Source organism: Streptomyces sp. NPDC029041 (assembly GCF_040637515.1).
GTDB lineage: Bacteria > Actinomycetota > Actinomycetes > Streptomycetales > Streptomycetaceae > Streptomyces.
The window spans coordinates 270,564-283,135 of sequence record NZ_JBEZWO010000011.1 but is presented as its reverse complement, the minus strand read 5'-3'; the positions used below and the strand labels follow the sequence as shown (position 1 = coordinate 283,135).

Annotated in this window: 13 protein-coding genes; 3 read left to right on the top strand and 10 right to left on the bottom strand. The window is 72.4% G+C overall.

Translation table 11 applies throughout. The features are described from left to right. Positions 1 to 101: 101 nt before the first annotated feature. The 3 genes from AB0F04_RS28300 to AB0F04_RS28290 are packed head-to-tail and all read right to left on the bottom strand — an operon-like array spanning position 102 to position 3,976. The gene (locus tag AB0F04_RS28300; RefSeq protein WP_362046156.1) at positions 102 to 527 is read right to left on the bottom strand and encodes a GNAT family N-acetyltransferase; all 426 of its coding nucleotides are present in this window, start codon (positions 525 to 527) and stop codon (positions 102 to 104) included. 55 nt (positions 528 to 582) lie between these two features. Beyond that, positions 583 to 3,150 (bottom strand): FtsX-like permease family protein, encoded by a 2,568-nt coding sequence (locus AB0F04_RS28295; protein ID WP_362046153.1) that lies wholly within the window; start codon positions 3,148 to 3,150, stop codon positions 583 to 585. Between the two features lie 4 nt (positions 3,151 to 3,154). Beyond that, a complete protein-coding gene (locus tag AB0F04_RS28290; RefSeq protein ID WP_362046150.1) occupies positions 3,155 to 3,976 on the bottom strand; it encodes an ABC transporter ATP-binding protein in 822 nt (273 codons plus the stop codon). 133 nt (positions 3,977 to 4,109) lie between these two features. Here AB0F04_RS28290 and AB0F04_RS28285 point away from each other — a divergent pair, with 133 nt between their 5' ends. After that, positions 4,110 to 4,385: a toxin-antitoxin system HicB family antitoxin gene (locus tag AB0F04_RS28285; RefSeq protein ID WP_362046147.1), complete on the top strand. Its 276-nt coding sequence runs from the start codon at positions 4,110 to 4,112 to the stop codon at positions 4,383 to 4,385. Positions 4,386 to 4,389: 4 nt separating this feature from the next. Beyond that, complete coding sequence (locus tag AB0F04_RS28280) at positions 4,390 to 4,764, top strand: fic family toxin-antitoxin system, toxin component (RefSeq protein WP_362046144.1); 375 nt, start codon at positions 4,390 to 4,392, stop codon at positions 4,762 to 4,764. Here AB0F04_RS28280 and AB0F04_RS28275 read toward each other — a convergent pair whose 3' ends face one another. The 5 genes from AB0F04_RS28275 to bioB all read right to left on the bottom strand — a co-directional run bounded on the left by AB0F04_RS28275 (position 4,765) and on the right by bioB (position 9,982). After that, positions 4,765 to 5,439, bottom strand: a complete 675-nt coding sequence (locus AB0F04_RS28275; protein ID WP_362046141.1) for a class I SAM-dependent methyltransferase — start codon at positions 5,437 to 5,439, stop codon at positions 4,765 to 4,767. Positions 5,440 to 5,825: 386 nt separating this feature from the next. Then, a complete protein-coding gene (gene bla / locus AB0F04_RS28270; protein WP_362046138.1) occupies positions 5,826 to 6,749 on the bottom strand; it encodes a class A beta-lactamase in 924 nt (307 codons plus the stop codon). A 60-nt stretch (positions 6,750 to 6,809) separates the two neighbouring features. After that, positions 6,810 to 7,535, bottom strand: coding sequence for a dethiobiotin synthase (gene bioD, locus AB0F04_RS28265; protein ID WP_362046136.1), 726 nt, complete (start codon positions 7,533 to 7,535; stop codon positions 6,810 to 6,812). 1 nt (position 7,536) lies between these two features. After that, on the bottom strand, positions 7,537 to 8,817 hold the full coding sequence (locus AB0F04_RS28260; RefSeq protein ID WP_362046133.1) for an adenosylmethionine--8-amino-7-oxononanoate transaminase: 1,281 nt from the start codon (positions 8,815 to 8,817) through the stop codon (positions 7,537 to 7,539). After that, positions 8,810 to 9,982: a biotin synthase BioB gene (gene bioB / locus AB0F04_RS28255; RefSeq protein ID WP_362046130.1), complete on the bottom strand. Its 1,173-nt coding sequence runs from the start codon at positions 9,980 to 9,982 to the stop codon at positions 8,810 to 8,812. The genes AB0F04_RS28260 and bioB overlap by 8 nt, the downstream gene beginning before the upstream one ends. 150 nt (positions 9,983 to 10,132) lie before the next feature. Between bioB and AB0F04_RS28250 the strand changes: the two genes are divergently transcribed. Continuing rightward, positions 10,133 to 11,260, top strand: coding sequence for an 8-amino-7-oxononanoate synthase (locus AB0F04_RS28250; protein ID WP_362046127.1), 1,128 nt, complete (start codon positions 10,133 to 10,135; stop codon positions 11,258 to 11,260). Positions 11,261 to 11,323: 63 nt separating this feature from the next. Here the strand turns inward: AB0F04_RS28250 and AB0F04_RS28245 are convergent, their stop codons facing one another. Continuing rightward, entirely contained in the window at positions 11,324 to 11,554 is a 231-nt protein-coding gene (locus AB0F04_RS28245) for a DUF397 domain-containing protein (RefSeq protein ID WP_362046124.1), read from the bottom strand. A gap of 9 nt (positions 11,555 to 11,563) precedes the next feature. Continuing rightward, positions 11,564 to 12,424: a helix-turn-helix transcriptional regulator gene (locus tag AB0F04_RS28240; protein ID WP_362046121.1), complete on the bottom strand. Its 861-nt coding sequence runs from the start codon at positions 12,422 to 12,424 to the stop codon at positions 11,564 to 11,566. Positions 12,425 to 12,572: the final 148 nt, after the last annotated feature.

Here is a 12,572-nt window from a genome sequence, read left to right as displayed (position 1 = left end):
GGCGGAGGCTCACAACCTTTCATGCAGGACCGAGTGGCCATTCAAGAGTAAAGGATGGGCAAAGTCCGCCTGTGGTCGCGATCACGGCCTCGCGGCCGCGACTACTCGGTGAGCGGCTTCACCCAGCGTCGCCACTGCTCCTCTGCCCCGTATCCGGCCGCTCCCCACGTCCGGTGCGCGATCTCGTTGCGCGTGAGCACCATCGCGTCCGCGCGGCGCCCGCCGAGCCGCACGAACCGTTCCTCCGCGGCGGCGAGCAGCGCGGTCGCGACGCCCCGGCGGCGGTGGTCCGGGTGGACGGCCAGCCGGTAGAGGTGGCAGCGCCAGCCGTCGAACCCGGCGATCACCGTGCCGGCCAGCTCGCCGCCCCGCTCGGCCAGGATCAGCGCCTCGGGGTCGCGCGCCACCAGCCGCTCCACCCCGCCGCGGTCGTCACTGATGCTGGTGCCTTCGGCGGCCACCTTCCAGAAGGCCAGCACATCGTCGAGGTCGTCGGGCGTCGCGGCCCGGATCTGTACATCGGTCATTCCAAGATCACATCACTCACGCCGGCCGGCGGCAGACGATTTCAGGATGCGGACGTCACTCGTGCGCGATGGCCGCCAGCACGTTCATGCGTGAGGCGCGCAACGCCGGCAGCAGCGCCGCCACGACCCCGACCACCGCCGATCCGGCCACCACCAGCACGATCGTGACCCACGGGATCGCCAGGACCGTCATGCCCTGCAGTGCCAGCACCTGATGCATGGACACACCCCAGACCAGTCCCAGCGCGAGCCCGAGGACCGCGCCGAACACCGCGATCACCACCGACTCCAGCCGGATCATCCGCCGCAGCTGACGCCGGGCCAGCCCGATCGCCCGCAGCAGCCCGATCTCCCGGGTGCGTTCGACGACCGACAGCGCGAGGGTGTTGACCACGCCCAGCACCGCGATGATGATCGCCAGTCCGAGCAGCGCGTACACGAGGTACAGCAGGACGGCGATCTGGTCATGGACCAGCTGCTTGTAGTCGGCCAGGTCCCGCACCTGCACCTGCGGGTACGGGGCCAGGGTCTTCTCCAGGTGCGCGCGCAGATCGTCGTCGCTCGTGCCGGCGGAGGCGTTGACGTACAGCGCGGAGTCCCGCCCGCCCGGCGCGTACCGCTCCAGGGTGCCCAGCCCGAAGAACAACCCGCCCTGAGTGCCGAACCCCTCGGCGGTGTCCTGGTCGGTGAGCGCGCCGACCGTCAGCCCGGCCGGGCGTCCGCCCGGGAACAGCACCGGAAGGACGCTGCCCACGCGGACGCCGTGGTCGCGTGCGAAGTCCCGGTCCATGGCCAGGTGCCCGCGCGCCAGCGCGGCCGCCGAGTCCCCTCGCGCGTAGGTGATGTTGGCGACCTCGTCCAGCCGCGGATCGTAGCCCGCCGCAGTCGTCTCCACGCGGTCGCCGTCCGGGAGGCGCACCGCGACCGGTGTGAACCTCCCGCGCACGACCAGGCCCACGCCGTCCGTGCGGCGCACCTTGTCGGTGACCTCCTGCGGGAAGGGCTGGAAGTTGGTGTTCTGCACGACGAAGTCGGCGCCCAGCGTCGTGTCGATCTGCCGGTCGAACGACGCGGTCATCGACTCGCTCGCCACCGACATCCCGCCGACCAGCGCGATTCCCACCATCAACGCCGCCGCGGTGGCTCCGGTGCGGCGCGGATTGCGCAGGGCGTTGCGCTGGCTCATCCGGCCGACCGGACCGAACAGGGCGGGGAAGGCCGCGCCCAGCACCCGGATGACGGGACGCACCAGCAAGGGCCCGGCGATCACCGTCGCGATCAGGGTGAGCACCACGCCGAGCCCGAGCAGGGACGCCGCCGACGACGTCTGCCGGGACACCGCGCAGCCCGCGAGGGCCGCCGCACCGGCCGCCCCGGCGACGGCGCCCGCCACCGCACGCACCCGCAGCGGCCGGCCCACCCCGGCCACCTCGGCGTCCGAGAGCGCGGCCATCGGCGAGACGCCCGCGGCCCGCCGGGCCGGGAGGTACGCGGCGACGAAGGTGACGCCGAGCCCGACCACGTACGCCGCCGCGGGCGTCGCCCAGCCGATCTGCATCTCGTCGGCGTCGATGTTCATGCCGAGCAGGCCCATCAGCCCGATGAGCCCGGCCGCCAGCCCGATGCCCGCGGCGAGCCCCAGCGTGGAGCCGACCAGCCCGAGCAGCAGGGCCTCGGTGAGCACCGAGGCGCGGACCTGGCGGCGGTCGGCGCCCAGCGCGCGCAGCAGGCCCAGCTCACGGGTGCGCTGGGCGATGAGCATCGAGAAGGTGTTGACGATCAGGAACACGCCGACGAGGACGGCGACCCCGGCGAAGCCGAGCATCACGTACTTGATGACGTCGAGGAACCCGCCCAGCTGCTCCACGTCCGACTCGGCCTGTTCGTCGGCCGTCCTGAAGTCGTAGGTGTGCGCGCCGAGCGCGCCGGCCACGCGCTGTTTCAGCCGGTCGTCGCCGACCCCCTGGGCCGCGTCGACCGAGATGCTCGTGGCCGTGCCCGTCCGGCCCAGCAGCTTCCTCTGGGCGGTGGGTGCGTCGAAATAGAGCAGTGCGGAGCCCGGGTTCGTGGTCGTGAAGCTGACGATGCCGACCACCCGGACGCGGAACGACCCGGGGGGTGCGACGACCGTGAGGGTGTCGCCGATGTGCACGTTCCTGCGGCCGGCGGTCTCGGAGTCGAGCAGCGCCTGCGCGGGTCCGCGCGGGGCATGGCCCGAGGTAAGTCGCACAGGGCTGCGCTCGTTGGGGTTCCAGGCGTAGCCGAGGGTCGGTGCCCCGGTGGTCGGGCCCACGGGTTCGTTGTCCTGGTCCACGACCGTGAGGCCGTTCACCTTCACATCGGCGCGGGCCGCCGCGACCCCGTCGACCTGCCGGACCCGTGCGGCGAGCGCGGCCGGCAGGGTGGCCGTCCGGCCCGACGGCAGTGCCTCGTCGAGGTCCTTCTTGGGGCTGACGGTGACATCGGCCGCGGTGGAGGCGAACAGCCGGTCGAACGTGCGGCTGACGGTGTCCGAGAAGATCAGGCTCCCCGTGACGAACGCGACGGACAGCAGGACGGCGAGCGCGGAGAGCAGCAGCCGCCCCTTGTGCGCCAGGAAGCTCCGCAGGGTCGCCCTGAGCACGGGCTCAGTTCTCCTCGGGTGACACCGGAGCGCCGGAGTCCTCGGAGCGGGTGCGGATCACGTCGAACCTCTTCATCCGCTCCAGGACCGCCTCCGCCGTAGGGCGCCGCATCTCGTCGACGATGCGGCCGTCCCCGAGGAAGAGCACCAGGTCCGAGTGGGCGGCGGCGCCCGGGTCGTGGGTCACCATGACGACCGTCTGTCCGAGCCGGTCCACCGCCTCGCGCAGGAAGCCGAGTACTTCCAGCCCGGCGCGCGAGTCGAGGTTGCCGGTCGGTTCGTCCGCGAAGATCAGCTCGGGTCGGGAGGCCAGCGCCCGGGCACAGGCCACGCGCTGCTGCTGCCCGCCGGAGAGCTGCGAGGGACGATGCCTCAGCCGGTCCCGCAGGCCCAGGGTGTCGATCACCTGGTCCAGCCACTTCCCGTCCGGTTTCCGGCCCGCGATGTCCATGGGCAGGGTGATGTTCTCCAGCGCGTTCAGGGTCGGGATGAGGTTGAACGACTGGAACATGAACCCGATCCGGTCCCGGCGCAGCCGCGTCAGCTCACGCTCCCTCAGCCCGGTGATCTCCGTGTCACCCAGCCACACCTGACCGGCCGAGACGGTGTCGAGCCCGGCCAGGCAGTGCATCAGCGTGGACTTCCCGGAACCCGACGGGCCCATCACCGCGGTGAACCGGCCCCGGACGACGTCCACGTCGACCGAGTCGAGCGCGCGCACGGCCGTCTCGCCCGCGCCGTACGCCTTGGTCAGACCGCGGGCGCGGGCCGCGATCCCGTCGGCCGGCGCGAGGCCGGGAGCGTGCTCCGCAGCGGGTGTGGACAAGGCCGCCTCCTCTGGATGGACGTCAGGGCCCCGACCCTGCCCGAGCGTAATGTGACTCGGCCCACACTCGGTATCCTCCGCGGGTCGGACACCGCCCTTGCCGGTGCTAGCACCTCGGCGCTAGCTTCGAGGTATGGCGAAGACCCAGCTGAATGTGCGCGTCGACGAGGGCACCGCCCGCGCGGCCCGTGAACGCGCCCTGGCCCGCGGGATGAGCGTCAACCGCTACATCGAGGAACTGGTCCGGCAGGACACCGGCGAGGTGGGCCACACCTTCGTGGAGGCCGCAGCGGACTTCATGAAGCAGTACGAGTCCGTCTTCGCCGAGGAGTTCGACGGGGGTGCCTCCGCTCGGGCGAAGCCGCGAGTGGGGGAGAGCCCCGAGAGCACACGCGAAGGTCGCCACTGAACCGTTGGACGACCTCGAGATCGACCTCGCCTGGCTCCTGATGCTCGCCGAGCAGAAGACCCCCGGGGACCCCCAGGTCACCGACTGGGGAGCCCTCGTCGCCGCCGTCGCCCGCCACCGGGCCGCCGTGTTCGACGTCCCCGTCTACGACGGCCCGCACGCCCGCGCCGCCGCCCTGCTGCAGCTCCTCATCCACGTCCCCGCGCTGGAACGCTCCAACGCCCTGTTCGCCTCGGCCGTCGCCTACGCGTACCTCGTCGCCAGCGGGGTCAAGGTCGTCACCTCGCCCGAGCAGGTCCGCGACCTCGCCCAGCTGGTCAAGCGCGGCGAGGCCTCCGTACGGGAGATCGAGCAGGAGCTGCGCCAGTGGAGCCTGTGATCAACCGCCGGCCGGCCGCCAGGCGGACCCGAGCACGCAGTACGAGGTAGGCAGCCGCGGCCCCTCCGCCGGCATCAGCACCTGCCGGTAGGGGCCGAGCTCGAACCCGGCGTCCCGCAGTGCCCGCACCGGCTCCCGCGACACGTGACAGCCCCCGCTCAGCACCGGCCACACCGTCCGGTCCAGCGCCTGCTGCGCGAAGCTCATCGCCCGGCCGCCGCCCCGGCCGTGCTCGAAGAACCGCACCTCGCCGCCCGGCCGCAGCACCCGCCGCAGCTCCCCGAGCGCCCGGGGCACGTCCCGCACACTGCACAGCACCAGCGACACCACGGCCGCGTCGAAACCCTCGCTCTTGACCGGCAGGGCCTCGGCCGCACCCGGCACCACGTCCACCGGCACCTCGGCCCGCAGCGCTGCCTCCACGGCCAGGCGCCGCAGCCGCCGCTCCGGTTCGATGGCGACGACCTCCGCGACGGTGCCCGGGTAGTGCGCGAAGTTCAGCCCGTTGCCCGCGCCGATCTCGATCACCCGCCCCGACAGCCCGTCGAGCAGTCTCCCGCGTATCGGACCCATGCCCATCCGGGTCTCGGCGGCCACGCTGATCCGGGCGTAGCAGCGGGCGAACAGCGGATGGTGCACGGCATCCCGTGGCACCTTGCGGGAGCGGAGCGGCATGGGTACCTCCCTGACGAGGCCGGCCTTGCGCCTTACCGTGAGTGTCCCCCGGACGAACACGGCGCATCCCTGCCGCCTGCCGCAGGAGTACGCGGCCCGCGCGGGCCGTGAGCAGGGCCCGCACGGGGCCGGTCCGCCCGCCAGGCCGTGTCCGTAAAGTCCCGCCTGCCCCACGACGCCTGGCACGCTCCCCCGAGCTTTTCGAGCAGGGGGTACCCCCACTCGCCGCACCGGACGAAGCCCCGAGTACATCCAGTACGAGGGACTCCGCCCGGCACGCCGAGAGCACGCTCCCCCAAGCTCTCGGCTCCGCTCGAGCAAAGGGCACCCCCATGACGCCGCGGGGCCCGCCCTCCGGGCGGACGACGGGACTTTGCGGACACGACCTAGGCGAGTTCCGCAGCCAGCAGCGCGGCCGTGCGGGCCACCAGCGGGTTGTCGCCCGGGGCGTCCTCCTCCGGCTGGGTGGTCAGCACCGACATCACGATCGGCGGGCCGTCCGGCGGCCAGGTGATGCCCACGTCGTTGTTGCCGCCGTACCGGCCGCCACCCGTCTTGTCGGCCAGCAGCCAGTCGGCGGGCAGGCCCTTGCGGAACCTCTCGAGGCTGGTGGTGTTGCGCAGCAGCCAGTCCGTGAGCCGGGCCCGGTCCCGGGGCTCCAGCACGTCGCCGAGCACCAGCCGGGCGTAGGTCAGGCCGATGGCGCGCGGGGAGGTCGTGTCGGTCACGCGCCACGGCTCCGCGGAGTTGAGCTCCGGCTCCCAGCGGTCCAGCCGGGTGACGCGGTCACCCACCGAGCGGGCGAAGCGGGTGATCGCGGTCGGTCCGCCCAGCTCCTTCAGCAGCAGGTTGCCCGCGGTGTTGTCGCTGAAGCGGATGGTGGCGTCGCACAGTTCGGCGACGGTCATGCCGGTCGCCACGTGCTTCTCGGTGACAGGTGAGTGTTGCGACGCCTCGACGTAGGCCCGGGTGTAGTGGATGCGCCGGGCCAGGAACTCCCCGTCGCGGTCGAGGTCGCGCAGCACGGCCGCGGCGGCGAGTGTCTTGAACACCGAGGCCATGGGGAAGCGCTCGTCGGCCCGGTAGGCCACCGTCCTTCCCGTGCGCATGTTGCGGGCGTACACGCCCAGCCGTGCGGTGTGCTCCTGCTCCAGTTCCCTCAGTCGCGCGGTGACACCGGCGGTGCCGGTCGACGCCTGGGCCGTGCCACCGCCCAGTGAGAGGGCGGCGGCCGTGCCGAGCGCGAGAGCCGTGCGGCGGGACGGGCGTAATCCGTTCGCGTGCAAGGTGGTCCCTTCGGAGGCGATCATGTACATGGTTCAACACGCGATCGCGTCCGCGCCGGTTCCACCGCCCTTTCCACCGGCTACTCAGAACGCCCCGGGCGCCTCCCGCACCCGGAACGCCTCCGCGTCCCATGAGCCGTCCAGACGCGGTGCCAGCCAGTGCGGCGCGGCCGCCCGGAAGGCGGTGGGGGAGAGGAGGCCCGACCCGGCCGGGACCGAGCCCAGCAGCGGGGCCGCGGCCACGTCCGGCAGGTCCGCCAGATTGCAGCGGGCGGCGAGATCCGGGGTCGCGGGCCAGCTCCCGATCACGATCCCGGCCAGGTCCAGCCCCCGGGAGCGCAGTTCACGCGCCGTCAGCTCCGTCGTGTTCAGCGTGCCGAGCCCGGCCGGCGCCACGACCAGCACCGGCGCCGACAGCAACCGCGCCGCGTCCGCCAGGGTCCCTCCGGCCGCGTCGAACCGGACGAGCAGTCCGCCCGCCCCTTCGACCAGCACCAGGTCGTGCTCGGTGGCCAGTTTGGCGGCGGCCTCGGCGACCTCGTGCGGATGGACCGGGGCCAGGCCCGCCCGGCGTGCCGCGGTGGCCGGGGCCAGCGGCTCGGGGTAGCGGGCGAGTTCGGCCGTCGTCACCGGGCCCGCCAGGCGCGCCACCTCGGCGGCGTCCCCGGGCTCGTCCGGCCGTACGCCCGTCTGCGCGGCCTTCAGCACGGCCACCGAACGGCCCGCCGCCAGTGCCGTCGCGGCGACGGCGGCGGTCACCACCGTCTTGCCGACCTCCGTGCCCGTGCCCGTGATCACCAGTACCGGCATGTCATCCCTCCCGCGCTGCCGCGCACACGGCGCGCGCGATCCGCGCCAGGTCCGCGTCGCCCGTCACGTACGGCGGCATGGTGTAGATCAGATCGCGGAACGGCCGCAGCCACACGCCTTCGCGCACGGCCGCCCGCGTCGCAGCCTGCATGTCCACGGCATGATCCAGCTGGACGACGCCGATGGCGCCGAGGACGCGCACGTCCTTCACCCCGGGCAGGTCGCAGGCGGCCGAGAGCCCGTCCCGCAGTCCCGTCTCGATCCGCTCGACCTCCCCGGGCCAGTCCTGGCCGAGCAGCAGCCCGATCGAGGCGCAGGCCACGGCGGCGGCCAGCGGGTTGCCCATGAAGGTGGGTCCGTGCGCGAGCACCGGCACCTCGCCCCGGGAGATGCCGTCGGCCACCCGCGCGGTGCACAGCGTCGCCGCCATGGTCAGGTAGCCGCCGGTCAGCGCCTTGCCCACGCACATCACGTCCGGCGTGACGGCCGCGTGCTCCGCCGCGAACATCGCACCCGTACGGCCGAACCCGGTCGCGATCTCGTCGAACACCAGCAGCACGTCGTGCGCGTCGCACGCCTCGCGCAGCACCCGCAGATACGCGGGGGAGTGGAAGCGCATCCCGCCCGCCCCCTGCACGACCGGCTCGACGATCACCGCCGCCAGTTCACCGGCGTGCCGCTCGATCAGCGACCGCAGGTGCTCGGCGTACGCCTCCTCGTACTCCGCCGGCGGCGGGTCGGCGAACACCTGGCGTTGCAGCACCCCGGTCCACAGGTCGTGCATCCCGCCCTCGGGATCGCACACCGACATCGGCTGCCAGGTGTCGCCGTGGTAGCCGCCGCGCCAGGTGAGCAGCCGCTGTTTGCCCGGGCGGCCCAGCGAACGCCAGTACTGCAGGCACATCTTGACCGCGACCTCGACCGACACCGACCCGGAGTCGGCCAGGAAGACATGCTCGAGGCCTTCGGGTGACATGTCGACAAGGAGCTTCGCCAGCCGCACGGCGGGCTCGTGGGTGAGCCCGCCGAACATCACGTGGCTCATCCGCCCGAGCTGCTCGCGGGCGGCCTCGTTGAGCACCGGGTGGTTGTAGCCGTGGATCGCCGACCACCAGGACGACATCCCGTCGACCAGTTCCCCTGAGCCGTCGGCCAGCCGCAGCCGCACCCCGCTCGCCGACTCCACGACGAGCGGTTCCTGCCGCCCGGGCATCGGGCCGTACGGATGCCACACGTGCCGACGGTCGAGCTCCAGCAGTTCGGAAACGGCCGGCTCAGGCATTGGGCGCGAGGTCCGTCCCGGCGCCCCGGCGGCGCACGGCGACCAGGTCGGTCCGCGGTTCGCCGCCCGTGGAGGAGCCGGCGACCTGCGGCTCCTCGCCGGGACCGCACGCCCCGCCGCCGGAACCGCACACCCCGCCCCCGTCGTGGCAGCCGCCGGCGGCCCGGTGCTCGGGCAGCGTCACCTGGTCGGTGCCCTCCACCTCGAACCCGGCGTCCGCGATCATCTCCAGGTCGGCCTTGCCCGCCTGGCCCTCACTGGTGAGGTAGTCACCGAGGAAGATCGAGTTGGCCAGGTGCAGGGCGAGCGGCTGCATCGTGCGCAGATGGACCTCGCGCCCGCCCGCGATCCGCACCTCGACGTCCGGGCAGACGAACCGCGTCATCGCCAGGATCCTCAGGCACCGCTGCGGCGTCAGGTTCCACTCCTTGCCGAGCGGGGTGCCCTCGAACGGGATCAGGAAATTGACCGGAACCGAGTCCGGGTCCAGCTCACGCAGCGAGAAGACCACGTCCACCAGGTCCTCGTCCGTCTCGCCCATTCCGGCGATCAGCCCCGAGCAGGCGGACAGACCGGCCGCGTGCGCCTTCTGCACGGTGTCGACGCGGTCCTCGTAGGTGTGCGTGGTGGTGATCTCCCCGTACGTCGCCTCGGACGTGTTGAGGTTGTGGTTGTAGGCGTCGGCGCCGGCCTCGCGCAGCCGCTCCGCCTGGCCGTCGGAGAGCAGTCCGAGGCAGGCGCACACCTCGACGCCCTCGTTGCCCTCCTTGATCGCCCTGATCGTCTCGGAGACCCGGTCCACGTCCCGGTCGGTCGGGCCGCGCCCGCTCGCCACCAGGCACACCCGCTTGGCCCCGCCGGCCACCCCGGCCGCCGCCGCGTCGGACGCCTGGTCGGGCTTCAGCCAGGTGTACTTCAGGATCCCGGCCGTCGAGCCGAGCCGCTGGGAGCAGTAGGAGCAGTCCTCGGGGCACAGGCCGGACTTGAGGTTGACGAGATAGTTCAGTTTCACCCGTCGCCCGAACCAGTGCCGGCGCACTTTCCCGGCTGCGGCCACCACATCGAGCAGGTCGTCGTCGGACGTCGCGAGGACGGCCAGTGCCTCGTCGCGGGTCGGCAGCTCGCGCCGAAGCCCCTTGTCCACCAGCGTGTTCAGCAGGTCCATGGGAGCCGATCCTGTCCTAAGGAAGCCCCTGGGGCAAAGGAGAGTTCGTACAACAGAGCCGCTTCGAGGTGTGGGTATTGCCACACAGTGACCTGCTGGTGATCCCGCTAGTGTCTGTGCACTGCCTACAAATTCCCCGGAGGACCACCCATGGCGTTCGGCTGGATCGACGAGCAGGCGGAGCTGCGTGCCCGCGCCGGACTCGTACGGACTCTGCGCCCCCGTCCGGCCGATTCGCCGCTCCTCGACCTGGCGAGCAACGACTACCTCGGTCTGGCCCGCCACCCCGAGGTCACCGAGGGCGCCGCCCGGGCCGCGCGCGACTGGGGCGGCGGCTCCACCGGCTCCCGGCTCGTCACCGGTACCACCGAACTGCACGCCGAACTCGAGCGGGAACTGGCCGATTTCTGCGGTTTCGAGGCGGCCCTCGTCTTCTCCTCCGGTTACGCCGCCAACCTCGCCGCGGTGACCGCGCTGGCCCCGCACGGCTCACTGATCGTCTCCGACGCGGGCAATCACGCCTCGCTCATCGACGGCTGCCGGCTGGCCCGCGGCACCACCCAGGTCGTGGCGCACGCCGAGCCGGACGCCGTGCGCAAGGCACTGGCGACCCACGAGGGCACGGCCGTCGCCGTGTCCGACACGGTCTTCTCGGTCGACGGCGACGCGGCGCCCCTGACCGCGCTCGCCGCGGCCTGCCGGGAGCACGGCGCAGGGCTGGTCGTGGACGACGCCCACGGACTGGGCGTTCTCGGTGACGGCGGCCGCGGCGCTCCGCACGCCGTGGGCCTGGCGGGCGCGGACGACGTCGTCGCGACGGTCACGCTGTCCAAGTCGCTCGGCAGCCAGGGCGGAGCCGTCCTCGGCCCGGCCCGGGTCGTCGACCACCTCGTCAACGCGGCCCGGACCTTCATCTTCGACACCGGACTCGCCCCCGCGGCGGCGGGGGCGGCCCTGGCGGCCCTGCGGCTGCTGCGCCGTGAGCCGCAGCGGGCGGCACGGGCCCGCGCGGTGGCGGGTGAACTGCACGCACGCCTGACCGCCGCGGGCCTGGAAGCGGTCCGTCCGGACGCCGCGGTGGTCTCGGTGCGGGCGGCCTCTCCCGAGGACGCCGTGCGCTGGGCGGCGCAATGCCGCGCGGCCGGCCTGGCCGTGGGGTGCTTCCGGCCCCCTTCCGTGCCGGACGGCATCTCACGGCTCAGGCTGACCGCACGCGCCGACCTGACCGGTCAGCAGATCGAACGCGCTGTACGGCTGATCGGCGAGACGCGGCCATGAGTCGGCGTGACACGGCCGTGCGTCGCACGATGACGGTCTGATCGAACGCGCCCGCAGACGCGCCTACATACGGTCCACACCGGCCGCGAAGGCCGCCCAGCTCCCCCTGGAGAAGAGCAGCGCGGGTCCGGCCGGATCCTTGGAGTCGCGCACGGCGAGCAGTCCGGCCCAGGGCGGGGCGTCCGGACACCCGGTCTCGACGCAGTTGTTCGCGCCGGTGCTGTAGCTGCTGCGCACCCACCGCACACCGTGCAGTTCGATGCTTGAGGGGACGTGACGAGGCAGTGCACGCATGGTGCCTCCTTACGCGCCGGCGGCTGTCCCGGCGATGAAATCCAACGAGTCCTCGGGCGAAAGGGCGTGGATCTGAAGGGCGTTGAAGGCCTCCGTGTAGGCCTGGAGGTCTTCTTTCCGTTCGAGGTAGAGGCTACTCGTCAAGTGGTCGAGAACAACCACATCCAGATCAGAAGTGCTCGAAAATGAGAAGATAACGAAAGGGCCGGTGACACCGATGTGCGCCCCGGCGGCGAACGGCAGCACCTGCAGGCGCACTTGGGGCAGCCGGGCCGCCTCGAGCAGCCGTTCCAGCTGCCGGGTCATGACCCCGGGCCCGCCCACCTCCCGCCGCAGCACCGCCTCGTCCAGGACCGCGCTCAGCTTCAGCGGGGGATCGGCGCGCAGCACGTCCTGACGGGCCAGCCGCACCTCGACCAGCGTGTCGAGCCGGTCCTCCGCCAGCCCCTCCACCGCGGCCCGCGTCACCGCACGCGCGTACTCGGGCGTCTGGAGCAGGCCCGGGACGACGGTGGTCTCCAGCGTGCGCATCGCGCCGGCCTGGGACTCCAGGCTGATGAAGTCCCGGTAGGTCGGCGGCAGTACCCCGCGGTAGGCGTGCCACCAGTGGTGCCGGCCGCCGCCGTCCTCGGCGCCCGCCAGCACCATGAGCAGTTCGCGCAGTTGGGAGTCGCTCACGTCGTAGGCGTCCAGAAGTAACCGCACATCGGCCGGTTTCACCCCGCTCGTGCCCGTCTCGATCCGGCTGACCTTGGACTGGTGCCAGCCCACCAGCCGGGCCGCCTCACCGCTCGTGAGCCCCGCCGAGGAGCGCAGCGCACGCAGTTCGGCGCCCAGTTTCCGGCGGCGCACCGCGGGACCGTGCTGCATGGGCTCCTCCTTACTCCTTCGGAGCCACCCAAATACGGTCTCGCGTCGCAGAGTTCACCGCTTTGAGCGACAGATATATGCATATCTTGGTGGATCGCCGACCTTCACGGGTGTTCTGGTGGCAGTCTGACGAGCAAGCACCAGTCCG

Bases quoted from the DNA above. Each gene is read 5' to 3' on its own strand.
- AB0F04_RS28285 (WP_362046147.1), top strand. From the start codon at position 4,110: ATGGCGAAGACCCAGCTGAATGTGCGCGTCGACGAGGGCACCGCCCGC.
- AB0F04_RS28275 (WP_362046141.1), bottom strand. From the start codon at position 5,439: ATGCCGCTCCGCTCCCGCAAGGTGCCACGGGATGCCGTGCACCATCCG.
- AB0F04_RS28260 (WP_362046133.1), bottom strand. From the start codon at position 8,817: ATGCCTGAGCCGGCCGTTTCCGAACTGCTGGAGCTCGACCGTCGGCAC.
- bioB (WP_362046130.1), bottom strand. From the start codon at position 9,982: ATGGACCTGCTGAACACGCTGGTGGACAAGGGGCTTCGGCGCGAGCTG.
- AB0F04_RS28250 (WP_362046127.1), top strand. From the start codon at position 10,133: ATGGCGTTCGGCTGGATCGACGAGCAGGCGGAGCTGCGTGCCCGCGCC.
- AB0F04_RS28240 (WP_362046121.1), bottom strand. From the start codon at position 12,424: ATGCAGCACGGTCCCGCGGTGCGCCGCCGGAAACTGGGCGCCGAACTG.
- bioD (WP_362046136.1), bottom strand. From the start codon at position 7,535: ATGCCGGTACTGGTGATCACGGGCACGGGCACGGAGGTCGGCAAGACG.
- AB0F04_RS28300 (WP_362046156.1), bottom strand. From the start codon at position 527: ATGACCGATGTACAGATCCGGGCCGCGACGCCCGACGACCTCGACGAT.
- bla (WP_362046138.1), bottom strand. From the start codon at position 6,749: ATGATCGCCTCCGAAGGGACCACCTTGCACGCGAACGGATTACGCCCG.
- AB0F04_RS28245 (WP_362046124.1), bottom strand. From the start codon at position 11,554: ATGCGTGCACTGCCTCGTCACGTCCCCTCAAGCATCGAACTGCACGGT.